Raw genomic sequence first — 25,249 nt, forward strand, 5'->3', positions numbered from 1 at the left:
TGAAAAGCACTTAAGTTCTTTTTTTATCTTCTTTTATTTAAAAAATTTAGTAATGGTCGATAGTTGACGCTAATAATTCCTGTTAATTCGATCATTAGCTCGATTAAGATTGCCATCGCAAAGAACGTGATCGTCGTTCCCCACATTGTAGACTGATTAAAGATAATCGCAGCTAAACTAAATAACGCACTAATGCAATAGATTAAAATAACTGTTTGTCGATGACCAAAGCCCAAATTAAGCAGGCAATGGTGTAAATGCATTTTATCGGGTGAGTATAATGGTTTTTTATGAACCGCTCGTCTAATGATTGCTAAAAGTGTATCTAAAATAGGAACGCCTAAGATTGCAATTGGAACAATTAATGAGAATAATGTAGCATTTTTAAATCCTAAGATCGACAGAACGCCAATCATATACCCTAAAAATAGCGCCCCTGTATCGCCCATAAATATCTTTGCCGGATAGAAATTAAAGACTAAAAATCCGAGTGTACTTCCTACTAATAAAAAGCTAATTAAAGCAACGAATATATCTCCTAACGAGATGGCTAAGCCGCCAATTGTAAGTAATGCAATTGTCGAGACACCACCTGCTAATCCGTCTAACCCATCGATTAGGTTTATCGCATTCGTAATGCCTACAATCCATAGGATCGTAATCGGTGTACTTAAATAGCCAAATTCAATCACATGTCCAAAAGGAAAGTTAATGTAAGTGATTTCTAATCCTGATAATACAATAATCAATGCTGCAATTAGCTGTACGATAAATTTATATCTTGCTTTGATTTGATATTTATCATCAATAATACCAACTATCATAATTAAGATCGCACCTAGCGCAATTGGTAATTCATACTGACCGTCTGGTTGAAAAAATAATATTCCAATTACAAAACTAAAGAATATAGCTAAGCCACCTAATCGTGGCATAATTGTTTGATGAACTTTCCGCTTATTTGGATGGTCAACTGCACCAATCCTAAATGCTAATTTTTTTACTAAAGGGGTCAGTATTAAAGATAAGCCAAAGCAAATCAATACAGCGTAAATATAAGTCATTTTCCCCTTCCTTTCTTAATTTGTCTGTTATTCATTCGTCCGTAGTATTAGTCGTGATATTAAATATTAAGTTACAGTAAACATTTTGTAAAGTCATTTCATCAAATAACTATATCATATTTCGATAAATATATCATGGAAAATGTGTGTAATTATCATTAAAAAGCAGTTACTATGCTTGTTCAATATACGTTTCTAATAGTGAACAGATTTTTTCTCTACCTGAAACAAATGGTTTCGGCTTAAACAGTTGAACAGCTTCAACTGCTTTTTTTAAGTTCTTTAGATCATGACATGGAATAATGTGTCCTTTGCTACCTAACATATCTAGCAGTTGCAGTTGATGGTCATCATTATGTTCATGATATTTTTTCAGTCTTGGAACTGCTATGACCGTCTTACCCTTTTTTAGTCCACCCAGAACCGATCCTGTTCCTGCGTGAGAAATGACATAGTCCGCTTCTTCAAACCATTTATCCATTTGTTGATACGAAACAAAACTATGGATTTCCATTAATGGTGAATCATAGCGTGTATGACCTGCTTGGACAATTACTTTATCAGTAATTGTTTTGTTTTTAATTAGTGATTCAACTTCAATTAACAACCGTTTAAATGAGAGTTCATGAGTACCAAGTACGACAAATATCAATAGACGCACCCCCCGTATACTGCTTTTGGATAAATTTCTTTCATTGATTCCCACTGTACGATAAATAAATCTGAAATTGGATAAACAAGACGACCTGACAATGTTGGACTTGATGATTTAGCATAGCTTTCAATAAAGATTACTTTTCTACGGAAAAGCTTTGCAACATAGCACATAGGTACAGCTGTATGTGCACCTGTTGTAATGACGACATCTGGGCGATTAATTAAAAATATAACAATTGTCTTACAGATGTTATAAATAAATTTAAAGACGTAACGGATCGGATAATTACGTCCACCATGTAATAACGTTGAGATAGGATATTGCTTTTGCAGTTCCTTAGCGATAACAGAGCGTTCTGTTACAATATGATATTTGTAGTTTTTGAATAGTGACTCCAATTGCAATAATTGAGTGAGATGTCCACCAATTGAAGCAATTAAAAGGATTTTCTTTTGTTTCATTTTACTAACTCCTTGTAGCCATATAGTTGTATCAGTTTTGCAATCACTTTATCTTGATCATATTGATTTGCTTTCTCTTCTCCGTTTTTGATTAATCTTTCTCTAAGTGCTTGATCTTGAATTAGTTTATTAATCGCATCGCCTAGGGCTTGCGGTTGATGTGGTGGTACAATTAATCCCGCTTCATCTGCAAGCAGATAGGCTAATCCTCCAACATCTGTACCAACAACAGGTGTATGTGTTGCCATAGCTTCTAAAGCCGCTAAACCAAATCCCTCCATATGTGATGGTAATACGAAGATATCCGCTGCTTGTAGCCATGTTGCAATTTGTGTTTGAACAGTTGCTTTATGATGATGGATCTTCATCTTGGTCGATTTAAGTAACTGTTCAAAAAAAATCGGCTCCTTGTTTGCACCAATTAAATGACATTCAAGATGATGCTGATCTGTTAAAGACTCGCATGCTTTGACTAATTCTTCTAACCCCTTCGCTTTGATTAAGTTGCCGACAAATAAAACAATTATTTTGTCTTGCGGGAGATTAAGTTTTTTTCTAGCATGAGTTTTTGAACCTGGTTTAAAGACAGACCGATTAACACCCATATTGAGGACGGTGAGTTTATTATGTGCAATTTTATATTTTTTATTTAATACTTGTTTTAATTTTTCACCTACGACCACAATATGGTCTGCATTTGTTAGAATTCTTTTTATGCTTACGGCGATAAGTCGGTGTTTTTTTGGCATTTTATCGATGTCACCACCATGTGCGGTAACGATTAGACGAGTCCCATAAATGCGCTTAATGACTTGACCTAATAAGCCACTTGGAAAAACATAATGCGCATGAACGACCTGATAGCTTTCTGCTTTAAAGAGTAGTATCAAACAAAATCTAATCAGCCATACGGTATATTTAACGATCACATTTAACTTGTCCATTTTATGATTTTTGATAGCTAAGATATCTACTTTGATTGGGTAGTTTTTAATTTTTTCAACGTGATTTTTAATAAAAATTCCGAATGACGGTGTTTTGTTCGTCGGATACATCGTAGTAATAATCAGTAATTTCTTTTCATCTTGATAGCGCTGATTAAATATGACTAATAATAAAGTGAGGTATATGCTTACAGCTGGTGCTGATAAGACATGACCTGCAATAAACGCACTACCTGCTGATAAAAAGATTGCTAACAGCAGGATCGTACTTGCTTTACAATAGCGCCAATGTAAGTTTGGAATAATATTGACGATCAGAACAATAAACGGATAACAAAGCAACATCATTCCGAGAAAACCAAAACCGATAAACCAATCAAAAACATCCATCTCAACTAATTTGGGTTGTTCTTTATACAATCCACCATAGCCAAGGCCAAATGCCTTCATTGTTAATGGAGCAGTTTGATATTGTTTAATATTAGTCATTAAAAAGTCACGCCTACCACTTAACATTTGATCAAATACCTGATCCGGATCTTGATTAATGTCTTCAGACGTTGACGGTTCATTTACAAGTCGTTGTGTATTATGACCAGCAGGTGTATATGGATAGACAAAATAGATGATCAAAAATAGCGTTAGTAATGCTGCACTTAATTTTAAATTTGCAGGTTTGATAAATGTTAGTAAGGTTGTGATCGAAACTAATATGAAGATGCTAAATAGACTAACTTTTGTTCCGACAGTTAGCATATTAGAAATATGAACAAGCAGTAGAGCGAATAGCCAGAAGGTATGTTTATTGTTTTTTGTTGTGATGAGTTTCAATAATATCATTGCTAGTCCCATCAGTAAGATTACGCTTAATTCGTTTCCTGAAAAGAACCATCCTGTGTGTCCTTGCTTTGCGAGCATGTCGTAAGTTCTTTTTCCTGTTTGTGTAAGACCAGCTATAATCATAACGAGATTTATAACGACTTGATTGATTAAAATCATGTTTACATAATTGGTTGTGCGGAACTTATTTTTCGCATACAAAAATACGATTGGTAAGTAGATTGTTTTAATGAAATAAGATATTTCACTACTTAATGAGAGAGGGGCCTTTTGCAAAACTAAGACCGCAAGATGTATGCATCCATAAAGACAGATTAGCAGGATGTATAGACGTGCTTTTTTTTGACTGAATAAATAAATGATCGCGAACAACAAAAAGCCTCCTCTAATTAAAGAAGGAAGGCGATTTGAATAGAGTGCGATCATATCGATAAATGGTTGTAATAATAGAAACGTGATCCAAATGATATCACTATTTTTATATTTATTTTGCATAAGGCTTCACCTAATCTTTGTTTTTAGCACACCATTACTCGTGAAGTAAATGATTATTCCTATAGCAATTTTGATCAGTAGATGCAGATTCAAAACGAGCATCAAAACGATTCCCATCACAAGACTTGATACGAGAATTTTTCCTAAAGAAATTAGAAAATTATTATTCATTAGTGTTCCTATATGTTTGACAAATATACGATATGTTAGCAAAAAGTATATGATGCCAACAATTGATGATGCTAGTGGGATTCCAATGTGACCGATGTTTATCGTCAGTAGTTGGTTTAAGATGATGTTCAGCGCGATCGAGATTAGGCCTAATCGCATTATTAGATGACCTTTATGAATGGCGTATATTCCATTTGCAAGCATTTGATTTAGGCTATAAAAGAGTACTGATCCTAAATAGTAATACGCGATGACAGCCGTTTGGCGGGTGGCATCATTTGTGAAGGCACCTCGTTCGTATAAGAAGGCGATTATTTCTGGCATTAGTATAGCCAAGCCTACAATAGCTGGGACTAATAGAGCGATCATGAATAACTGACCTTGTCGGATTGTATTAATGAATTTTTGTGTCTGTTTCGTTGCACTGCTTTGTGAAATGACTGGGAGTGTGATTGTTGCTAGTGCTGTTGCAATTAGCCCTTGTGGTAAATGGACTAAATTTTTTGCATAGCTTAAATAGGTCACGATCCCCTCACCAAATCTGTTAGCAAAAAACTGGTCAGTTGCTAAGTTAATTTGGCCAACCATAACTGTAATTGCAATTGGTATATAGGCACGGTAGAATTTTTTTACGGTTTCGGTTGAAAAATCTGGTCTGACTATTTTTCGCGCTGGATATAGTTTGATTAGTAGTGAGACAAGCGTACCAATTCCATATCCATAAGCTAATGCATAGATGCTGAATTTTTCTTGAAAAAAATATGTGAAAATAATCATTGTAAGTAAAACAATGAATTGTGAAAATGCTGATAAGCTATACAGTTGATTGGCTTCAAAGTATGACTCCATAACGACGTTAATTGATACTGCAATAAGTGAAATAAATAGAATCTGTGTAAGTTTTGTAATTAATTGTGCTTGATTTGGGTATAAGATTCGAATGAATATTGGTGATGTAATAAGCATTAAGATTACCAAGCAAACTGTTAGTATCAATGTACCTGTCAATAGCGATCTGGTGAATTCAAGCTGCTTGTTATTTAGTTTTGCTTTCATGTAATTAGGAATAAATACATTTCTCATTCCATTTGTGAAAAATAATATGAATATATTTACGATAACAAATGCTGTTAAAAATGCATCGGCTTGATATGAATCACCAAAATAATAGGCGATGACGACATCTTTTATTACAGCAGCAAATTTAATTAAGATGATAATTAATATGTATGTAAATGATTTTTTTACTAATCGTGGATTCAATTGGATTCCTTCTTTTAGTGTTTTTTATATAGGATGGGGATTTTTGTGGAAGTTTATTCAAGTGTTATTAAAGTAGTCATCAGTGGAGAATGCTTGAATGATTCTCCACTGATTTTTTGTGTAGATATTTATTTTGACGTCGATTGACCTAATTAATAAACTAAATTACTCTTCTTCATCTTTAGGCTTATCTTGATCTTCCGTATTTCCATCTTCCGATTCCTCAGGTGCCTGGTCACCACCTGTGTCTTCAGTTCCTTGGTCTGTGTCGTCAGTTCCCGGATCTGTTTCATCGGTAGCAGGATCTGAATCGTCTTGTCCCACATCACCTTCATCTAACATGTCGTCTGTCTCTTCCTCAATCTTATCTATATCCTCTTGAATCTCTTCATCTAAAGGTTGATCATCTTGTGGAGGTTCTTCGTCCTGCATACAACCCGATAATAGACCAATCGTCATTAATGAAATTAACAATTTCGTTAACATCTCGTTCACCTCTTTTCATATAAAATACAGACATAGTTTGCCCCGGTGAATCAATTCTAAACAAGATGATTTTTGATTTTTGTATGAAAGTTATTTTGGGTTTGAGGAATATAGTTGAGTGGTGGAAATGGAGTTAAGTTGCGGGGGTAAGCAGTCAATTTGGGGGAAATGTAGTCAGGTTTTTGAAAATGCACTCAAGTTCGCGGAAATGCACACAAGTTCGAGAAAATACACTCAAGTTCCGAGAAATACACACAAGTTCGAGAAAATACACTCAAGTTCCGAGAAAATACACTCAAGTTCGAGAAAATACACTCAAGTTCCGAGAAATACACACAAGTTCGAGAAAATACACTCAAGTTCCGAGAAATACACACAAGTTCCGAGAAATACACTCAAGTTTGCGAAAATACACTCAAGTTCCGAGAAATACACACAAGTTCGAGAAAATACACTCAAGTTCCGAGAAATACACACAAGTTCGCGAGAATACACTCAAGTTTGCGGAAATACACACAAGTTCCGAAAAATGCACACAAGTTCAAAGAAATACACACAAGTTCCGAAAAATACACACAAGTTCGAGAAAATACACTCAAGTTTCGAGAAATACACTCAAGTTCCGAGAAATGCACACAAGTTCCGAGAAATACACACAAGTTTGAGAAAATGCACTCAAGTTCCGAGGCATTGTCGCCAACAAAAAATCCTTCACAGTATTCGTGAAGGATTTCTTTCATTTATTGTATTGCAAACATGATTTCTGCTTCGCAGGCGATTTTTCCGTCGACTGTTGCGATTGCTTTTCCTTTTCCAATTGGGCCTTTGAGTCGGGTAATTTCAACTTCTAATGTAAGTGTATCGCCTGGTCTGACTTGTTGTCTAAAGCGTGCTTTATCAATCCCAGCGAGGAATCCAATTTTTCCTTTGTTTTCTTCTTTGCCTAGCATGGCGACGGCTCCGGTTTGTGCTAAGGCCTCTAGGATTAATACGCCTGGCATTACAGGGTATTCGGGGAAGTGACCTTGGAAAAATGGTTCATTGATTGTTACGTTTTTCTTACCGACAACACGGTTTTCTGACACTTCTTGAATTTGGTCGACTAGTAAAAATGGATAGCGATGTGGGATGATCGCTTTGATTTCTTCTATAGTTAACATAATTAGTACGCTCCTTTAGTACCTGGTATTTATTTGGTGAAAATTCTGTCTTTTTATTTCCGTAAAAAAGCAGTTAATCTGTTCTGGATTAAACTGCTTTATTTTTTTATAAAAATAATTCCAACGTTATGTCCCGTTATTCGACTCCGCGTATCATATCAAGCACTCTTTTCCAGAAGTCAAAACTTAATACTTCCAAAGCGTCGGTACCATCACCCAATACTGTGTATCCGATGATCATACCTATAATAAGTGCGAATACGGCTAGCAAGAAAATGACAATCAGGCGAAGCCAAATTGGGAAAATCCGGCGAATCGGTGCTTTCGTTCGCTTTTGTTTTTCCTCTTCGTGTCGATTGACGCGTCTTCTTTGTTTCACTTGATTTGGTTTTTCTTGAGTAATGACATTGGCTCTTTGCATAGGTAGAACTCCTTAGCGTAGTTGATTAATCAACCCGCGCATTTGATCGTGCATCGTGATTGTTCTGGCATTGTATTGATAAGCACGTTGTGTTTGTAATAATTCGGCCATTTGTGTGGCAAGGTCGACGTTTGATTGTTCAAGTGCTCCACTTTGAATCTCATTGTCAAACTGATTGACCGTTGAAACTATATCTGCAGCAACATAAGGTGTACCTTCTAAATTCGGTAATCTGAATAAATTCTTGCCTGCTGCTTGTAAAAATTGTGGTCGGACCGCTTCAACAACTGCTAGTCCATCCTCAACAACCTCTACACCATTACGAACTGTGACAATTTGTCCGATTTCATTAATACGAATGTCTTCGATATTTTCATCAAACATAATCGCACCACCGGATTGTCCAATTACCGGGTGACCGTCGCTTGTTGTTAACATAACCTGCCCACCATCAACTGGCTGTAGGTATAGCGATCCGTCACGTGTGTAGCGTGTTTCAGTGTTACCATTTTCGGTGACTTGAATTTGTAATAAATGATTGTCACGAAGTAATGCAACATCTAAACCGCGGTTTGTGATATTTAACGAACCTGCTGTTAGGTTAATATTCGTGTGACCAATACGCGCACCTGATCCTAAACGGATACCATGTGGTGTGTGTCTTCCTGGTGCGTTCGCGTCGACATCTTTTAGATTATTAATATTTTGATAGATTAATGATGAAAAATTGGACGAGCGCGCTTTGTAACCATTTGTATTTAAATTTGCTACGTTATGACTAATTAAATCAATTTTATTTTGAAGTTGCCCCATTGTAACAGCAGCTTGAATATTCATTCGACTCATCTTAATTCGCCCCTTATGTTAGTCGTCCGACTTGATTAACGGCTATATCCATTGATTGATCATAAGCTTGAAGCACCTTTTGGTTTGCTTCGAATAATCTGAATGCTTGCATCATATCTGTCATTGTTTGAACAAGGTCAACGTTAGAACTTTCTAAGTAGCGTTGTTGGACGGCGAATGTTAAGCCAGCAACACCTCTAGCATCAACGGCTTCTCCAGTCCCTTCAGTAAACGTAAACAGATCATGATCATCTTTAATCAAATCATTAACATTTTCAGTGTAGGCAATATTTAAAGGAATTACCGTTCCACCAACTTCAAGTTCTCCTTCACTTGTAACAGAGAAAACTTGTCCATCAGTAAAAATCGGTTCTCCCGCTTGATTAAGCACATAGTAGCCTTGGTTCGTTGTTAAATAGCCTTCGCCATCAATTGTGAAATTACCATTTCGAGTATAGCGAACTTCACCGTCAGCATTTTGAACAGCAAAAAAGATTCCGCCTGTTTCATCTGGTAGTTCAACATTGATTAACGCCATGTCTGTTGTCATTCCCGTTTCCTGTAGACCGCCTTGTTGGTGGTCGGAAATCGTTTCTTGAACATAGACTCCTGTATTTATCGAACCAATGGGCTGTTGAGTAGGCACGGAAAACGGCCGTGTTGTAGGAATATTCTTTTTCCCCACCTGATTGATCAGCAATTCAGGAAATGCTCGAATCGCCGCTTGATCTTGTTTGAATCCAGGCGTTTGTGCGTTTGCTAAGTTGTTTGATAAAGCCTCTTGTCGGCGTTGTTGTGCTTGCATTCCGCTTGCTGCAGTATAAAATCCTCGTAACACGTAACCTCTCTCCTTCCAATGCGAAAAACATTACCTTTATATTACCATAATTTCAATCATATAGGGCAATTTCAATGATTTTTTCGATATTTTTGTAGATTTTTTTATAAAAATTAAACGATTGATTTTCTTTCAATCTTATCAATATTCTCTAACATGAGGCCTGTCCCTTTGGCTACGCAGTGCATTGGCTCTTCTGCCAAGAATACAGGAACTTTAAGCTCTTCTGACAGTAATTGATCGATACCGTGAATTAGCGCACCGCCACCTGTCAAAATAACACCTCGATCGATGATATCTGCTGATAACTCTGGTGGTGTTTTTTCTAGAACATTCTTAGCTGCTTGAACAATAATACCTACAGATTCACGTAGTGCTTGTTCAATTTCTGCTGATCCGATCGTGATTGTTCTAGGTAGACCTGTTACCATATCTCGACCTCGGATATCAATTTCTTCGTTGCGTGAATTAGGGAATACAGTTGCAACATGAACTTTAATATCTTCAGATGTACGCTCACCGATTAATAATTTATAGTGGCGTTTTACATAGTTTAAAATTTCATTATCGAACTTGTCACCGGCCATTTTGATTGATTGAGCTGTAACGATGTCTCCCATTGAGAGAACTGCAACATCTGTAGTTCCTCCACCAATATCAACGACCATGTTACCGCTAGGTTGGAAAATATCCATTCCAGCACCGATAGCAGCTACTTTTGGTTCTTCTTCTAAATAAATTTTCTTTCCGCCTGATTTTTCTGCGGCTTCTTTAATCGCTTTTTGTTCCACTTTAGTAATATTTGTCGGGCAGCAAATAAGCATGCGTGGTTTTGAGAACATGCCTCTTACTTTAATTTTATTAATGAAGTACTTTAACATCGCCTCAGTCACGTCAAAGTCAGCAATGACACCATCTTTTAATGGGCGAATCGCTTCGATATTTCCTGGTGTACGACCAACCATTCGACGGGCTTCTTCACCAACTTCTAAAACGCGCCCAGTTGATCGATCCATTGCGACAACAGAGGGTTCGTTTAATACGACTCCTTTTCCTTTTACGTGAATTAATACATTCGCTGTACCTAGGTCAATTCCAATATCTCTTGCAAACATGAGTACGATCCTCCCTATGTATATAACTTCCGAAAATAAATCATACATCTAATAGTATATAATAGCATATATAGGTAAGTAAAGATAAACTATTTTGATTAGATTATGTCAAAATTCAAAAATCATTTATTAGTTTGTTGATCTTTTTATCTTTACTTCAGATTTTGTCCATTTTTGGATTTTTCGTTTTAGAGAGGATCTAACATGGAAGCTACTTATCAGCCGATAATTTCTGGTATTTTCGTTTCGTTGCTTCACCACCTCTTAAGTGGCGAATTGATTTGTGGTATTCAAGAATTTGTTTAACTTCTTTGGCAAGTGTGGGATTTAATTCGGGTAATCGTTCTGTTAAATCTTTGTGAACAGTACTTTTTGACACCCCGAATTCCTTTGCGATCGTTCGAACAGTTTTACGGGTGTCAATGATATATCGTCCTGTTCGAAGTGTTCTTTCTTTAATGTAATCATGCACATCATTTGCCTCCTCTTGTTGTCTGGTCAAGGTGTGGGAGTTTGGATAGCACGAATAAATGATGAATGATTCAGTTATGAAAATCCTCAGACCTACTTTGTTGTTTGTACCATTTTATTATCAAAATGTTTTGAATATGCGTGTAGGTTGAATTTTGGCATAATAAAAAGCCGAACCATTAAATTAGGTTCGGCCTTTTCGGGTGCACGATCAGCTAGAAAATCTCCCCGTGCTCAGGATCGCTGAAGATTTCGCCATGTTCCGGATCACTGAAAATTTCTCCATGCTCCGGATCACTGAAAATCTCCCCATGTTCAGGATCACTTGCTTTGACACTGGCAGCCTCGACAGAAGGTGTAAGTTCTAGTTGCATGACTGACAACATTCTAACAAACATGAGTGTAACAATAACTTTCGCTATTTTACGCAACATACCTGTCACCTCCAAATATTCATTTATGAATTAACTGAAGCTACAGTGTACGCAATGCTGTTAATGGGAGACGTGCAAAAAAATGATCGCTACGTTGCTCTAAGAATTCATTGTACGATTGAAGTAAAATGCGACGATTTTGGAAAGCACGACCAATATAATACTTGGTGAATGGTGTATCTTCAGTTACTTCTGATAAAATACGCTGTGCTGTACTAAAATCTCCTCGTGCAAGTGCTAAGTGAGCTTGTTCGCTTTTAATCGGTGTATCTAGCTGATTCGGTATGTTAAAATGGGCATAGATAAATGGACGAGTATTATTTTCAACACTTGTGATCAATCGTGGTAAATTATTTTCCTTTGCAATTCTAATTGTTTCATCTAAGTGATAATTCGCTAGTTCAAAATCTTCAAAAATATAGGATAGACTCAAATTAATGTGTAGATTGGCAAGGTAGCGAATATTTGTCGTATTCACTAATGCATCAAAGCCATATTTTCTAGCTAAGACCATCTCATTACGCTTCCAATAATGATGGAATAAAACCATGTTCATCCTTTGCTTAAAAAGCGGTTTTAAAATAGGATCCGTTACTGCATATAGCTTTCTAATTAGCTCCTCTAAGCGATTGGCTAAAATGCCATATTCAAAGATATCAAAATATAGTGCAATTTCTAAAAATAATTGGATACATTGAAGCGCTGCGTCCTCCGTATTAAAATGTTGTACCAACTCAAGCAGCTGACTTTTAGAGCGGACTCGCTTTTGTTTCATTAAAAACAAATCATAAATAAATGCCCATTCTCTATTCACTTTTGAACGACTATTACGATTACGTTCTAGTAATTGTTCAAACTCAGGCAAAAATCCATTCATTAATAAAAATTCTAATCCAATACATTGGGAATATAGATCATTCGTAGAAACAAAAAAAGCTTTAAGCTTATCTGGATGCGTATTAATATCGCTATTTAATTGTAGCCAACTCAAATATTGATGCGCGTCTTTAAACTTAACTTGACTTGGTTTAATTGACATTAATACCCCTCCATTCCACTCTAGTCTAATAATAACTCTATTATTACATATTTTCATTTTTTTACAATAGATTTGCGCAAATAACTTACATAAATTCATGCAAATTTGACATAATTATGCGTTTTTTGTCAATTAGACAAAAAAGCACAGTACTTACATTACGAGTACTGTGCTTTTGGCATATTAGGTTTGTGCTCTAGTTAGTCCAGATTCAAGCTCTGGCTCAGGGTTTTTAGGCTCTTTTTGATCATCATCCACTGTTAAGTCAGCAACTGGTTTTTCGAAATATGATTCTGGATTTACCGGTTTGCCATCTTTACGAATTTCAAAGTGGACGTGTGTACCCTTATCTTTGTTAAATAAATTCGTTCCTGCTTGTGCTAGCACTTCACCTTGTGAAACTTTTTGCCCTTCTTCAACAACGACATCTGTTAGACTTGAGTAGTACGTCGTCACGTCATGGTCATGCTTTAACTGAACAATGTAGCCAAGCAGTGGATTTTCTTTCACCTCTACTACCTCACCGCTTAAGGCAGCTACAACTTGTAATGGTTCATCGCTAGTTGCAGCAATATCAATCCCTTGGCTTTGATAGTATTTATTGTTGTAAAATACTAGTGCTTGTTCCTGCTCTTCTTGATCAGCATCATGATCATAAAACTTCGTGACAATTTGTGTACGACTCTCAGCTAAAACAGGTAAACTAATATTCTCTACTGGTGTTGTTACAGGCTCTGATGGCTCTTCTCGGTCAAGTGCATTGTCGCCCCAGAGATCGTCCTGATAATTAAAATCAAGATTTATATCTGGCTCAGCAATTCGATTTGCATTTTGATACCATAGCACACCTGTTAATAGAAGTGCTGCTACAGCAAGATAAAGCGCCGGGAAAAAGCCTTTTTTCCTAACAATTCGTTTCCAGTGAGATTTTAGCCCACGTTTTTCCTCTTTCATAATTATCACCTCAGCAACCATTGTGATCAGAAAGAGGCATTTATATACATTTAATTTGATATTTTTAAATTTTTTTCTAGAAAAATTAATTATTTGGTGTTTCTGACTGTGACATCACTACTGATTTCAATGCAAGCTCAGGATATTTAGCTTCATCTAATTGCGCAATCTCTACACCTTGATAGTAATGCTCTACAATCTCTTGATAGGTCTTCCCTTCCTCTGCCATACCATTTGCACCATACTGACTCATCCCTACACCGTGTCCGAAGCCTTTCGTTGTAAATATGAGATGGTCATCCTTTTGCTCAATTTCAAAATCCGTCGAACGTAACTTTAATGCTTCACGAATCTGTCTACCTGTAAAAAACTCTCCACCCAATTGTACGGTTTTTACCCGGCCACTATCTGTGTATGTTGTTGGCGGATTTTCTACTGGTGCATTAATGCGAATGCCAAGTAACGATTCTACTTCATCGATTGGAATACTTTTCTGGTCTAAATATCGCGGTGATGATACATCCCACGGGCTTTCAACACTCACAAGGTATGGTAATGAATTTTCCCAATAATCTTCGGCATTTTCAGTCTTGCCATTACTCGTTGAAAAAAACGCTGGCGTAATCGGCTCGTCTTGATAGGTTAGGATTTGGCCTGAGGTTGCAAGTACTGCACCCGTGATCTTTTCCATTTTCCAATTGTAGTCGGCTCCCCATTGTTCTTTCAGCTCTGATTGATTTTTGTAAACTTGGTGCTGGACAGTATCTGTAATGGCTTGATCTGTGTCAAGTGATCCTGTCGCTAATAGGTACTGAATAATGTAAGTTCTAGCTGCTAGGGCTTGAGCTTTTAACGCTTCTAGCTCAAATTCTGCCGGCATCTCAGAGGCGACAACACTGGCGACGTATTGTTCAATTGGAATCGATTCAATTTCATTTGTAACAGATCGTTCTACATGAACAGTCAGTTCACTTTCTTCATTAAGAATTTCCACTAGTTCTGTTACGTCATTTGGTGGTTGAGTGTCTTCCTCTTTTGAAAATAGCAAGATAATCAAAGTTGGTAGGCTCAATACCAGTACAGTTATTGCTAATAATAAAATGGAGATCGGGTTGACTGAATTACGTTTGGATAGATTGTTTCGAATTGTTAAGCCCTCCAATCTAAATATGGTAAACAGTATACACTATGAAGAAACGCTTAAAACTATGACGGATGAACAAAATTTTAGTAGTTTTTTTATAAAGTCACGTTACTGTTGTAATTAAATTGGTAGGGGGGTTGTTTACGACTATTATATGAAGGAACTTGCTAGAGTCTGATTAACAAAAACTTTTACTGGTGAGATTTATTTGCTTTTTTATGGGGTTGGAAATTTATCAAGACTAATTAGGTGGGGCTTTCAAGCAAAAAACTCCCCTAAACGTTAGAGTCAATGATTCAATGTCTGACGCTAACGTTTAGGGGAGTTTCGTTATTTTTTTCTGTTTATAATGAGGAAACTTTTTCAACCGGTTCTTCTGTTGTAATTTGTGTCGCTTCATCAACTCTTTCAATGTCAGCGCCGAGTGTGCGAAGTTTTTCTACTAAACCAACATAGCCACGATCGATATGTTTAAGTTCTGTGACGCGCGTGTAGCCTTCAGCGATCAGGCCAAGTAAGACGAGAGATGCACCTGCTCTTAGGTCTGTTGCTTGGACTTCTGCACCTTGGAGCTCTCGATCGCCTTTAATAATTACACTTCTGCCTTCAATTTTCATATCAGCATTCATGCGTCTAAATTCTTCTACGTGCATAAAACGATTTTCAAATACTGTCTCAGTCACGATGCTCGTGCCTTCAGCTTTTAGCATTAGAGTCATCATTTGTGATTGCATATCTGTTGGGAAACCTGGATAAGGTAATGTTTTAATATCAACAGGCTTTAATTTTTCCGGACCAATAACACGAATACCGTTTGGTTCAGGCATAACTGTTACACCCATTTCTTCAAACTTAGATACGATTGCTCGACAGTGGTCAATTTCAGCACCTTCGACAAGGACATTTCCGCCAGTTAACGCTGCTGCTGCCATATAAGTTCCTGCTTCGATTCGGTCAGCAATTACTGTGTGTTCTACGCCTTTTAATTGTTCAACACCAATAATTTTAATCGTTTCAGTTCCAGCACCAATAACTCTAGCACCCATCTTATTTAAGAAGTTTGCTAGATCAACAATTTCTGGTTCTTTTGCAGCATTTTCAATAATAGTCTTTCCTTTAGCAAGGGTTGCAGCCATCATAATGTTTTCTGTCGCCCCAACGCTAGGCACATCTAAATAGACCTTTGCACCCTTCAAAGGTTTATTTGCATATACTTCTACATATCCATTGCCAACATGTACATTTGCACCTAGTGCTTCAAATCCTTTTAAATGTAAATCAATTGGACGTGAGCCGATTGCACAGCCACCTGGCATGGCTACTTTTGCATGACCATAGCGCGCAAGTAATGGACCTAATACTAAAACTGATGCACGCATTTTCGTAACATACTCTAATGGCGCTTCTGTTAGTAATGGTCTCGTTGCGTTGACCGTTAATTGATTTTTTTCTAGTGTTACTTTAGCATTCAAATGTTTTAATACATCTTTTATTGTATATACATCTGCTAATGCAGGTACGTTATAAATTTTTGATATTCCTGTAGATGCCATTAAAGTTGCAGCTATTACAGGTAAAACAGCGTTTTTTGCTCCTTCAACCTTAACAGTTCCAAATAAACGGTTACCACCTTTAATGATTATTTTTTCCAAGATGCATTCTCCTCTAAATTTCAAAGTCTATATATCATTAGTATTCAGTCATAAGGATAGGTGTGCCTATCATAACTTGTTTTTCTTGGTTAATTCCTGTTCTGACTGAAATCTGTAAGTTCATTAGTTGATTTTTATATGGGATTTTTTGTTTAAATTTTGGTGAATAGCCGGACATGACTGTTAAATCAGGCTCTTCAATTCTATCAATCTCTTGATAGTTCCATTCTTTTTTAATATTTTCAAAAAAATATCCACTTAGCATCATATCATGAATAGATAACTTAATACAAGCATAATCATGCCTTTTACTTGTGTAAATCGTGGCAATTAATCTGTTAGTCCTATTGGCGTAATCCTTATCTTCACTCCATAGACTAATGTTTCCTGTTAATTGATAATTTACGGTGATTTCTCGCTGATCTTGAGTATCAATTATTGTCACCGTTTCAATTAAATCTGGCGCTAATTCGCGATCAAATCTGTGATTGGATTTTTCAAAGCCTAATTCAATCAGTTGCTTTTCAATGTGGTCTTGTTCTGTCGTTGAGAATGCTTCTTTTATGATTAATTGACCAGATTCAATTTGATATTGATGCTCGTGTGCAAATTGAATCAGTTGATTTAATGATGTTTCGACTTTGATAGGATTAAAAAGTGGTATTAGCAATAAAACCAGTAAACTATGAATCACTGTTTTCATTCTCTTCTCCCCAAATCATTTTTACTACTCAGTATGACCGAGGACGATGGTTCTTATTCAAATCGAAATAATTTACTTGTGGAAATATATTCAGTGTGGTGCTGTAATGAAAAGTGATTTTTCACAAAAGGAAAAACCACTGCAGAATTTAGAATAAATAGACGATTTGTTGAGCCCAGTTGATAAGATCGATGAAAAAATTGCTGACGACTGAACCGATTGTAATCGTCAAAAACACGATCAACACGCGCGCTTCAAATACGCGGTTTTTCTTAAAAATCTCTTCAATCCGAACGGCTTGGAGTACTTGCCATGTAATCATAATAAAAATAATATGCGAGGTGATATTAAATACAGCTTGTTTACCTAAATCCTGTAACATTTCCACCCTCCTTCAGTAATTGATATTTCCCGGGAAATATTAGCGGTTCCTGTCGAGAAAAGCTCTAAAAAAACTTTAACATACCTTTGGGGAATGTTAAAGTTTTTTTGTTAATGGATCGTGTGTTGGTAATATGTCGTTTCATTGTCTGTGGTGATTGTGACATTGAGTAAATATTGGTCTAGTTGCTTTTCATCTGAAAGATCAATTGTTGTTTCGAATAATCCTGCTTCAAGATTTTCTGCATATAACAGTTCGCCTAAGTATGCGTAAGTGACTGGATCGTAAAGCTCGATCATTAACGATTCGGTTGTGTTAGCAAGTTGGAGGCGTATATGATAAATTTGTTCATCTTTATAGCTTTGTTCAACTTCAAAACCAGCTATGTGTGGAAATTCAGCTGTTTGATTTATGAATAAGTAAGGTAAGTGATAATCTTTACGATCAATTTCTACTGTTAGATAGTCTTGATAAATTCCTGTTTTAAGTTGATCTGGTCTAATTGACAGCTGAATCGGTAAGGTTTTTGCTTCGTTTGGGTTAAGCGTTGTCGATTTTGGTAATGTCCATCTTACACCTTTTTTAATTGGTGGACGGCTAAATCTGACTTTAATCGGGGCATCTGACACATTCGTAATCGTTACATGTTCTGTTTGTCTATTTACGCGTTCGTCAATTAAGCCAAAGTTAATCATTGAGTTTGTAATTAAAACTGATGTGTGAATAGATTTGCTTAGATTAACTTCTCCCATTCCTTGTTCAGTTGGCGTCTGATCGTCGATTCTGTTAGCTTGAGTTAATAGTGCTGCTTTTAATTGAGCGGGTGTCCAATTGGGATGTGCTTCTTTTAAAACGGCTAATGCTCCAGTGACATAAGGTGCTGCCATACTTGTTCCTTGCAGACTTGCATATCCATTTGGAATTGTACTCATAATGTCAACACCAGGTGCAACAATATCAGGTTTGATCTCCCAATTTGCGGTGACCGGACCACGTGAACTAAAGTTTGCAATATGATTTTCGCGTGTTTCATATTTTGTTTTTAGCCAAAGTTGATTTGATCTTTCAATTTGCTCCATTAGCCATTCGCCATCATCTTGTGAAATAAAAACAGCTGGAATGTCTAGTGTTTCACTTCCTTCAACTCCTGCTTCGATTGGATCAGGAGAGTTATTAAAAATGATTACCGCCTCTGCATTTGCTTGGATCGCGTTGGTGATTTTTTCTGCAAAGCTAATTTCGCCTCTTTTGAATAAAACAATTTTTCCCGTTAAATCTGGTAGTGCATCGATGCCTAGTCCGTGATATTCAACTGAATAGTCGCGATTAAGTGTCCAGTCTTTCGTATTGGAAATTTGTTTAATTTGAATCTGTTTATTTTGCTTTGGTTCAATGAGGATCGGTGTTTGGTATTTTTGTGTTGATGCACCAACTGAGATTGCATCTGTTGCTGTTGCTGGTGATCCGACAGTCCATTCGTTTGGACCGGAGTTGCCGTTGGCGATCACAACTGATACACCATGCTTGATTGCTTGATTAACTGCTAGACTCGTTGGATAATCTGGTCCATTAACTCGATTGCCTAGCGATAGGTTAATGATATCCATACCGTCGTTTACCGCTTTTTCAATTGCTGCGATCACTTGGACAGATGTTCCAAATCCTCCTGGGCCAAGTGCGCGATAACCGTAAAGTTCAGCATCTGGTGCAACACCTTGAACTGTTCCATTTGCTGCAATTATCCCAGCAACATGTGTACCATGTATTGTTGGAATCCCTTGAGTCGATGTCGTTTCCATCGGATCATCATCAAAATCAACCAAATCATAGCCACCTTGATAATTTGCTTCAAGATCAGGGTGTGTATAGTCTATCCCCGTATCGATCACACCAATTTTTACGCCTTTTCCTGTGTATGTGTGCTGATCTGCATTTTTTGGACGGCTCGGTATTTTCCCTTGCTCAATGAACTGAACTTTCTCTGGTGTGACAGAATATGTCGTAATCGGATATGCCTGTTTGACAGCTTCATCTTCAACAATTCGATCAAGTTGATGCATTTGTCCTTCAATTGCGATGCCATCAAATAGTGTCTCAAATGTTTCTAAAATTGTTACCCTAGGATAGTCACGATCTAGTGTTTCGATAAACTCATCTGCTGGTACATTCAGCTCAAGAAGTAATCGCTTTGGTTGGTGAGGTGACTGCGCTTGTAGTGTAATTGGTATAGATATGATTAATAAAAATAATATGATGGCACGTTTCATCTTGTTTGATCGCTCCCTTTTCCAATCTAGTATGACTCGATCAATTAGAAAAAATACAAGCTGAAACTACGTGAATTTATGATGAATGGTTCAATTTTTCCAGTTTGAGTGCGAAATTACTGATTTGTGTGCGATCGCACTATGATTATGTGCGAATTTTGAGATTTGCGTGCGAAATTTCGATTTTGAGTGCGATCGCACCAGAATTAGTAGTTAATGTAAAATCATCCAACACTTTTCTCAATAAAAAAACTGCTTCGATGGAAGCAGTTTTTTGTCATCATTATTTAGTTCCGAAGAGGCGGTCACCTGCGTCGCCAAGACCTGGGACGATATAACCTTTTTCGTTTAGTTTTTCGTCGATTTGTGCAAGGTAGATATCAACGTCTGGGTGTTTTTCCTGAAGATATTTAACGCCTTCTGGTGCTGCGATTAGACAAACAAATTTAATTCGTCTTGCGCCACGCTTTTTCAAGGAATCGATCGCGTCAGCTGCTGATCCACCAGTTGCAAGCATTGGATCAACGACAATTAATTCACGTTCAGAAATGTCGTTTGGCATCTTGAAATAATATTCAACAGGCTTTAATGTTTCCGGATCACGATATAGCCCAACGTGGCCTACTTTTGCTGCTGGGATGTGACGTAATACGCCGTCTACCATACCTAAACCTGCACGTAAAATTGGCACGATACCAATTTTCTTACCGCTCAATACTTTTGATTTCATTTTTGCTACAGGTGTTTCAATTTCAATTTCAGTTAATGGTAAATCGCGTGTAATCTCATAAGCCATTAGGCCTGCTACTTCATCAACTAGGTCACGGAAATCTTTTGTACCTGTTTCTGTTTGTCGAATATGTGTGATTTTGTGTTGTATCAATGGATGATCCAGTACAAATACATTACTCACGTTCGATCACTCCTTATCAATTTATATATCTATAAAATTGTACAGAAAATAGTCTGTGCTTTCAAGTAAAGTTCGATTCTTTTTGACAAAAATATATTTTATTCGCACGTACTACAGAAAATATACGAAAAAGTCGAAACAAGAATATGAGCTGCCAGCTGTCTACTCAACAGATAGCCATTCATAAACTGGTTTCGACTTTTCATTTTTATTTATAGAGCGGGAAACGATCTGTCAGTGCTTTGACACGTTGTTTCGCTTCTGTTAATTTTGCTTCATCTTGGTAATTCTTCAAAGTAAAGGCAATGATTGAGCCGACTTCTTTTAGTTCAGCTTCTTTAAAGCCACGTGTTGTGACTGCTGCTGTACCAACACGAACACCACTTGTAATAAATGGTCCTTCTGGGTCAAATGGAATTGTGTTCTTGTTTGTTGTCATGCCGATATCATCAAGAATTTTCTCTGCATCTTTTCCAGTTAGATTAAGGGTGCGAACATCTAGGAGTAATAAGTGGTTGTCCGTACCGCCTGAAACAAGACGAATACCTTCAGCTTGCAAGCTTTCTGCTAGGCTTTGAGCGTTTTTGATAATCTGTTCTGAATAATCTTTAAAGCTTGGGTCTAATGCTTCTTTAAATGCAGTTGCTTTAGCTGCAATAACGTGCATTAATGGACCACCTTGCATGCCTGGAAAAACAGATGAATCAATTTTCTTGGCGTATTTTTCTTTAGTTAAAATCATACCGCCACGTGGGCCTCTGAGCGTCTTATGTGTTGTTGTCGTGACGAAATCAGCATATGGAACTGGATCTGGATGATGACCTGTTGCGACAAGTCCAGCAACGTGTGCCATATCAACCATTAAGTATGCGCCAACCTCATCAGCAATTTCACGGAATTTCTTAAAGTCAATTAAGCGTGGGTATGCACTTGCTCCTGCAACAATCAACTTAGGTTTTACCTCGAGCGCCTTTTGACGAATTGCTTCATAATCGAGCATTTCTGTTTCTGGGTCTACACCGTATTCTTCGAAGTTGTAGAGCTTTCCACTAAAGTTTACTGGACTACCGTGCGTTAAGTGGCCACCGTGAGATAGGTTCATGCCTAGCACCGTGTCACCAGGTGTTAAAAATGCTGAATAAACAGCCATATTTGCCTGTGCGCCTGAGTGTGGCTGAACGTTGACATGCTCAGCACCAAATAGCTTTTTAGCGCGGTCACGAGCGAGGTTCTCTGCGATATCCACATATTCACAGCCGCCGTAGTAGCGCTTGCCTGGGTATCCTTCAGCGTACTTGTTTGTTAAAACAGAGCCCTGTGCCTCCATTACCGCTTCTGAGACAAAGTTTTCTGAAGCGATCAACTCGATTTTATCGTGTTGTCTTGCTCGCTCCTGTTCAATCGCTTGGTACAATTCTTGGTCACTTGCTTGTAAAAATTTCATCCTCATCGTTCCCCCTTAATCCTCTTCTATTAAAAATTTATTTGATTGTAGATGGTTATCCACCTACAAAATCAGCAACACCTACAGGTCTCTTGATCTTTAGATTTTAGAACGTGATGTATTAATTGAGGACCTAAAAAAGTCTTTCTCTACTTTTTAGCGATTTGCTTGTTCGTATTCAGCAACTTTATCAAGGCGGCGTTGGTGACGACCACCTTCAAAATCAGTGCCGATCCATGTTTTTACGATTTCTTTAGCTAGATCAACACCGATAACACGCGCGCCCATTGCTAAAACGTTCGAGTTGTTATGTTCACGTGTTACACGTGCTGTATATACGTCATGTACAAGTGCACAGCGAATGCCTTTTACTTTGTTAGCTGCAATTGACATCCCAATGCCTGTACCACAAATGACTAAACCGCGGTCAAATTCGCCACTTGAAACTTTTTCAGCTGCTGGAAAACCATAGTCTGAAAAGTCAACTGACTCTGAAGTTGTTGGTCCTGTATATTCAACTGTTGCTCCAAGTTCTTCAATAAATGGTACTAATTCTTGTGCTAATTCATAACCAGCGTGATCTGCTGTAATAATAACTTTCATTAATCCTTCCACTCCTCATCAATTTTACTTAACTCTATTGTACTCATTTTTAGGCTTAAATAATAGTAGCTTTCTTATTATTCTGGCAACTTTTCAATTAATTTGTCAATTGCGCTGTTAATTTCTTGATATGCCTGTTGATATGCTTCAAGATTCTGACCAAATGGATCGACAATATCCAAGTCTCTAAGCTTCTCTTCAAGCCGTCTGATTTCAGCAATTTCTTCACTTAAGCAGGCTTCAATCTCTTCTTTTGTTGAGTTTTCACTGATGCTGGCTCTTTTTTCTTCTAATTTTAAATAAGTAGCTTTTAAAGCTTGCCAAGTCTCATCGGCGTCATCACTCGTATACTCTTTTAGTGTAAAAACTTTATCAATACCAGCTGAAAAGTGAGAGGTAATCGCCTGTTTATGGTGATTAGTCATTGTTAAAATCAAATCTGCCCAGTCAACAAGTTCTGAATCGAGCTGTTGTGATTGTCCTGAGAAGTCAATCTGATTTGCCTTTAAAGTGTCAATCGCTTTTGGATTTGTCGGTTGACCAGTCATTGCTGCAATTCCAGCCGATTGGACTTCAAAGTTTGCTTTTGATTTAAGAATTGCTTCTGCCATTGGACTTCTACATGTATTGCCTGTGCAGACAAATAATATTTTCATTATTTCTCCCCTTTGGCTTAATTTTTTCATGTAAATCATATCATAACAGGAAGTGGGAACCAAATAAGATGCTACAAAGAATGGGGGTATTGAAAGCATTGGGAGGGAGAGTTTTTTGCGAAGAAAAATAAGCTTGCGTCTACTCATATTGATGTTGAGTCAAGCTGTATTTTTGCTAAAAAATAATTTTCAGGCCGAGAATACATAGAATAAGACCACCAATCCATGCAAGCGAGCGGTTGATATTATGTTGAATTTTCTTTCCGATTAATAGACTGAGCCAAGCAGCAAACATTGATACACTACCAAATAGTACGAGTGTAAGTGCTGTATGGAAGCCAGAGATACCTAGGCTAATGCCAACAGGAAAGCTATCGATACTAACTGAAAATGCGAGCATCGTAATTGCAGATGTTGTCAGTGTTTTTGGAGATGATTGACGAGTCTGTTCTGCAAATGTTTGAAAAATAAGTTGGGCACCAATGCCGAAAAGCAATAGTCCACTTATTAGCTCAGTTAAATGGGTAAAACGATCATTGAGGAAACTACCTAGAAGTAATCCTAGAAGTGGCATTAAGATATGAAATAAGCCAATCCAAATGCCAATCTCTGCTACCTTTTTTAATCTGATCGGTTGGAGGCCGATACCTAGACAAACTGAAAAAGCGTCAAATGAGACGACAATTGCAAGGATGAGTTGTGTAACAATTGAATTTAGCATTGGTATTCCCCCTTGGTTGGACGAGCTAAATAAAGTTTATGCTAGGGAAATAAAAAAATGACTCGGTAAGTACCTGTCATTTTTCTTGTTTTATGATTTGATTTGCTGCTTTGTTAAGTCGATTCATAATCGCTTGTCCAATACCTTCTGTTGGAAATACCTCTGTTAGAATGATATCAACCTCTGTTTTCTTAAAGACTCTTAACGATTGGTATAGCTGACCTGCTACTGTTGATAAATTCTCAACTGTTCCACAAATATGAATCAGATCTGCATTTAGAATTGTCGCTAACTCCTCGCTTGCGAGCACTCCTACCTTTTCTCCATTTGATCGATATTCGTCAATTTGTGCTTGGAAAAATTCCTGATCACCATCAATCAAAATTAACGGGACATCTGGTTGATAGTGTGTATATTTCATCCCTGGTGATTTTGGTTGTACTTCACTGGCATCCTCTGTTGCAAGTTCAACAGGATACCCGAGTACTTCTTCAATCTCCATTTGTGTTACACCGCCCGGGCGGATAATTTCTGGTTTTTCTCCGGTACAATCGACAACAGTTGATTCTAATCCAACACCAGTTGTCCCACCATCTAATATCGCCTTAATTTTTCCGTTCAAATCTTGGAACACATGGATCGCACTTGTTGGGCTTGGCTTACCTGAAAGATTGGCACTAGGTGCTGCAATCGGTACGTTTGCTTTCTGAATCAGCTCTTGTGCGGCTGGGTGGTCTGGAATCCTCACGCCAACTGTGTCTAGACCTGCTGTTACTTGATCGGAAATCTTTCCGTTGCTTGGTAGCACAACAGTAAGTGGTCCAGGCATAAATGCTTGAATTAATCGCCGTGCAGCTGGTGATATTTCTGTTACATAGCTTTCAATTTGTTCAATACTGGCTACATGAACAATCAATGGATTATCTGATGGGCGGCCCTTCGCTAGAAATATTTTCTTAACGGCTTCAGGATTTGTTGCGTCCGCTCCTAGTCCATAGACTGTCTCTGTTGGAAAAGCGACAACCTCGCCTGATCTAATATATTTTGATAGTTGGTCTGTCGCCTGCTCATCCCAGATTAAAAATTCTGTTTGCATTGACATAA

The 25,249-nt window shown here is 37.4% G+C and carries 26 protein-coding genes; all 26 read right to left on the reverse strand.

Translation table 11 applies throughout. From position 1 onward, the window contains the following. Positions 1–23: 23 nt before the first annotated feature. Complete coding sequence (locus AXY_RS10270; RefSeq protein WP_015010748.1) at positions 24–1,064, reverse strand: glycosyltransferase family 4 protein; 1,041 nt, start codon at positions 1,062–1,064, stop codon at positions 24–26. Positions 1,065–1,236: 172 nt separating this feature from the next. Continuing rightward, positions 1,237–1,716: a PssE/Cps14G family polysaccharide biosynthesis glycosyltransferase gene (gene pssE / locus AXY_RS10275; RefSeq protein WP_015010749.1), complete on the reverse strand. Its 480-nt coding sequence runs from the start codon at positions 1,714–1,716 to the stop codon at positions 1,237–1,239. Further along, positions 1,713–2,183, reverse strand: coding sequence for a PssD/Cps14F family polysaccharide biosynthesis glycosyltransferase (gene pssD, locus AXY_RS10280; protein ID WP_015010750.1), 471 nt, complete (start codon positions 2,181–2,183; stop codon positions 1,713–1,715). Before pssD ends, pssE begins: the two co-directional genes overlap by 4 nt. Next, on the reverse strand, positions 2,180–4,462 hold the full coding sequence (locus AXY_RS12655) for an O-antigen ligase family protein (RefSeq protein WP_015010751.1): 2,283 nt from the start codon (positions 4,460–4,462) through the stop codon (positions 2,180–2,182). Before AXY_RS12655 ends, pssD begins: the two co-directional genes overlap by 4 nt. Before the next feature lie 6 nt (positions 4,463–4,468). Further along, positions 4,469–5,896, reverse strand: coding sequence for a murein biosynthesis integral membrane protein MurJ (gene murJ / locus AXY_RS10290; protein WP_015010752.1), 1,428 nt, complete (start codon positions 5,894–5,896; stop codon positions 4,469–4,471). Positions 5,897–6,061: 165 nt separating this feature from the next. Next, the gene (locus AXY_RS10295) at positions 6,062–6,382 is read right to left on the reverse strand and encodes a hypothetical protein (protein ID WP_015010753.1); all 321 of its coding nucleotides are present in this window, start codon (positions 6,380–6,382) and stop codon (positions 6,062–6,064) included. A 740-nt stretch (positions 6,383–7,122) separates the two neighbouring features. Further along, positions 7,123–7,542: a 3-hydroxyacyl-ACP dehydratase FabZ gene (gene fabZ / locus AXY_RS10305; RefSeq protein ID WP_015010754.1), complete on the reverse strand. Its 420-nt coding sequence runs from the start codon at positions 7,540–7,542 to the stop codon at positions 7,123–7,125. A gap of 136 nt (positions 7,543–7,678) precedes the next feature. After that, positions 7,679–7,963 carry a DNA-directed RNA polymerase subunit beta gene (locus tag AXY_RS10310; RefSeq protein WP_015010755.1) on the reverse strand — a complete coding sequence of 95 codons (285 nt, stop codon included), beginning with the start codon at positions 7,961–7,963 and terminating at the stop codon, positions 7,679–7,681. A gap of 12 nt (positions 7,964–7,975) precedes the next feature. Then, positions 7,976–8,809 (reverse strand): flagellar hook-basal body protein, encoded by an 834-nt coding sequence (locus AXY_RS10315; protein WP_015010756.1) that lies wholly within the window; start codon positions 8,807–8,809, stop codon positions 7,976–7,978. Between the two features lie 13 nt (positions 8,810–8,822). Then, positions 8,823–9,647, reverse strand: coding sequence for a flagellar hook-basal body protein (locus tag AXY_RS10320; RefSeq protein ID WP_015010757.1), 825 nt, complete (start codon positions 9,645–9,647; stop codon positions 8,823–8,825). A gap of 113 nt (positions 9,648–9,760) precedes the next feature. Next, positions 9,761–10,762: a rod shape-determining protein gene (gene mreB, locus AXY_RS10325; protein ID WP_015010758.1), complete on the reverse strand. Its 1,002-nt coding sequence runs from the start codon at positions 10,760–10,762 to the stop codon at positions 9,761–9,763. A 211-nt stretch (positions 10,763–10,973) separates the two neighbouring features. Continuing rightward, positions 10,974–11,234, reverse strand: a complete 261-nt coding sequence (gene spoIIID, locus AXY_RS10330; RefSeq protein ID WP_015010759.1) for a sporulation transcriptional regulator SpoIIID — start codon at positions 11,232–11,234, stop codon at positions 10,974–10,976. A 214-nt stretch (positions 11,235–11,448) separates the two neighbouring features. Then, positions 11,449–11,667: a hypothetical protein gene (locus AXY_RS10335; protein WP_015010760.1), complete on the reverse strand. Its 219-nt coding sequence runs from the start codon at positions 11,665–11,667 to the stop codon at positions 11,449–11,451. Between the two features lie 40 nt (positions 11,668–11,707). After that, complete coding sequence (locus tag AXY_RS10340; RefSeq protein ID WP_015010761.1) at positions 11,708–12,706, reverse strand: AimR family lysis-lysogeny pheromone receptor; 999 nt, start codon at positions 12,704–12,706, stop codon at positions 11,708–11,710. Positions 12,707–12,889: 183 nt separating this feature from the next. Then, positions 12,890–13,660, reverse strand: coding sequence for a M23 family metallopeptidase (locus AXY_RS10345; RefSeq protein ID WP_015010762.1), 771 nt, complete (start codon positions 13,658–13,660; stop codon positions 12,890–12,892). Between the two features lie 85 nt (positions 13,661–13,745). Then, positions 13,746–14,822 carry a stage II sporulation protein D gene (gene spoIID / locus AXY_RS10350; RefSeq protein ID WP_331708983.1) on the reverse strand — a complete coding sequence of 359 codons (1,077 nt, stop codon included), beginning with the start codon at positions 14,820–14,822 and terminating at the stop codon, positions 13,746–13,748. A 326-nt stretch (positions 14,823–15,148) separates the two neighbouring features. Continuing rightward, entirely contained in the window at positions 15,149–16,456 is a 1,308-nt protein-coding gene (gene murA, locus AXY_RS10355) for a UDP-N-acetylglucosamine 1-carboxyvinyltransferase (protein ID WP_015010764.1), read from the reverse strand. Positions 16,457–16,493: 37 nt separating this feature from the next. Further along, a complete protein-coding gene (locus AXY_RS10360) occupies positions 16,494–17,159 on the reverse strand; it encodes a YwmB family TATA-box binding protein (RefSeq protein WP_015010765.1) in 666 nt (221 codons plus the stop codon). 148 nt (positions 17,160–17,307) lie between these two features. After that, positions 17,308–17,541: a DUF1146 family protein gene (locus AXY_RS10365; protein WP_015010766.1), complete on the reverse strand. Its 234-nt coding sequence runs from the start codon at positions 17,539–17,541 to the stop codon at positions 17,308–17,310. A 110-nt stretch (positions 17,542–17,651) separates the two neighbouring features. Beyond that, positions 17,652–19,808, reverse strand: a complete 2,157-nt coding sequence (locus tag AXY_RS10370) for a S8 family serine peptidase (RefSeq protein ID WP_015010767.1) — start codon at positions 19,806–19,808, stop codon at positions 17,652–17,654. 283 nt (positions 19,809–20,091) lie between these two features. Then, the gene (upp, locus tag AXY_RS10375; RefSeq protein WP_015010768.1) at positions 20,092–20,721 is read right to left on the reverse strand and encodes a uracil phosphoribosyltransferase; all 630 of its coding nucleotides are present in this window, start codon (positions 20,719–20,721) and stop codon (positions 20,092–20,094) included. Positions 20,722–20,929: 208 nt separating this feature from the next. Continuing rightward, entirely contained in the window at positions 20,930–22,165 is a 1,236-nt protein-coding gene (locus AXY_RS10380; RefSeq protein WP_015010769.1) for a serine hydroxymethyltransferase, read from the reverse strand. 156 nt (positions 22,166–22,321) lie between these two features. Continuing rightward, complete coding sequence (rpiB, locus tag AXY_RS10385; protein WP_015010770.1) at positions 22,322–22,768, reverse strand: ribose 5-phosphate isomerase B; 447 nt, start codon at positions 22,766–22,768, stop codon at positions 22,322–22,324. 77 nt (positions 22,769–22,845) lie between these two features. Next, positions 22,846–23,424, reverse strand: a complete 579-nt coding sequence (locus AXY_RS10390) for a low molecular weight protein arginine phosphatase (protein WP_041450176.1) — start codon at positions 23,422–23,424, stop codon at positions 22,846–22,848. Between the two features lie 175 nt (positions 23,425–23,599). Then, positions 23,600–24,145, reverse strand: a complete 546-nt coding sequence (locus tag AXY_RS10395; RefSeq protein ID WP_015010772.1) for a manganese efflux pump MntP — start codon at positions 24,143–24,145, stop codon at positions 23,600–23,602. A gap of 76 nt (positions 24,146–24,221) precedes the next feature. Further along, positions 24,222–25,247, reverse strand: a complete 1,026-nt coding sequence (locus AXY_RS10400; RefSeq protein ID WP_015010773.1) for an L-threonylcarbamoyladenylate synthase — start codon at positions 25,245–25,247, stop codon at positions 24,222–24,224. Between the last annotated feature and the right edge of the window lie 2 nt (positions 25,248–25,249).

Origin of the sequence: Amphibacillus xylanus NBRC 15112 (genome assembly GCF_000307165.1) — a bacterium.
Classification (GTDB): Bacteria; Bacillota; Bacilli; order Bacillales; family Amphibacillaceae; genus Amphibacillus; species Amphibacillus xylanus.

Coding starts and splice junctions, on each gene's coding strand:
- AXY_RS10360 (WP_015010765.1), bottom strand. CDS start 17,159: ATGAAAACAGTGATTCATAGTTTACTGGTTTTATTGCTAATACCACTT.
- AXY_RS10390 (WP_041450176.1), bottom strand. CDS start 23,424: ATGAAAATATTATTTGTCTGCACAGGCAATACATGTAGAAGTCCAATG.
- rpiB (WP_015010770.1), bottom strand. CDS start 22,768: ATGAAAGTTATTATTACAGCAGATCACGCTGGTTATGAATTAGCACAA.
- AXY_RS10400 (WP_015010773.1), bottom strand. CDS start 25,247: ATGTCAATGCAAACAGAATTTTTAATCTGGGATGAGCAGGCGACAGAC.
- AXY_RS10335 (WP_015010760.1), bottom strand. CDS start 11,667: ATGTTGCGTAAAATAGCGAAAGTTATTGTTACACTCATGTTTGTTAGA.
- AXY_RS10345 (WP_015010762.1), bottom strand. CDS start 13,660: ATGAAAGAGGAAAAACGTGGGCTAAAATCTCACTGGAAACGAATTGTT.
- AXY_RS10295 (WP_015010753.1), bottom strand. CDS start 6,382: ATGTTAACGAAATTGTTAATTTCATTAATGACGATTGGTCTATTATCG.
- AXY_RS10370 (WP_015010767.1), bottom strand. CDS start 19,808: ATGAAACGTGCCATCATATTATTTTTATTAATCATATCTATACCAATT.
- AXY_RS10365 (WP_015010766.1), bottom strand. CDS start 17,541: ATGTTACAGGATTTAGGTAAACAAGCTGTATTTAATATCACCTCGCAT.
- mreB (WP_015010758.1), bottom strand. CDS start 10,762: ATGTTTGCAAGAGATATTGGAATTGACCTAGGTACAGCGAATGTATTA.
- pssD (WP_015010750.1), bottom strand. CDS start 2,183: ATGAAACAAAAGAAAATCCTTTTAATTGCTTCAATTGGTGGACATCTC.
- AXY_RS12655 (WP_015010751.1), bottom strand. CDS start 4,462: ATGCAAAATAAATATAAAAATAGTGATATCATTTGGATCACGTTTCTA.
- AXY_RS10380 (WP_015010769.1), bottom strand. CDS start 22,165: ATGAAATTTTTACAAGCAAGTGACCAAGAATTGTACCAAGCGATTGAA.
- AXY_RS10340 (WP_015010761.1), bottom strand. CDS start 12,706: ATGTCAATTAAACCAAGTCAAGTTAAGTTTAAAGACGCGCATCAATAT.
- AXY_RS10310 (WP_015010755.1), bottom strand. CDS start 7,963: ATGCAAAGAGCCAATGTCATTACTCAAGAAAAACCAAATCAAGTGAAA.
- AXY_RS10270 (WP_015010748.1), bottom strand. CDS start 1,064: ATGACTTATATTTACGCTGTATTGATTTGCTTTGGCTTATCTTTAATA.
- AXY_RS10395 (WP_015010772.1), bottom strand. CDS start 24,145: ATGCTAAATTCAATTGTTACACAACTCATCCTTGCAATTGTCGTCTCA.
- fabZ (WP_015010754.1), bottom strand. CDS start 7,542: ATGTTAACTATAGAAGAAATCAAAGCGATCATCCCACATCGCTATCCA.
- AXY_RS10315 (WP_015010756.1), bottom strand. CDS start 8,809: ATGAGTCGAATGAATATTCAAGCTGCTGTTACAATGGGGCAACTTCAA.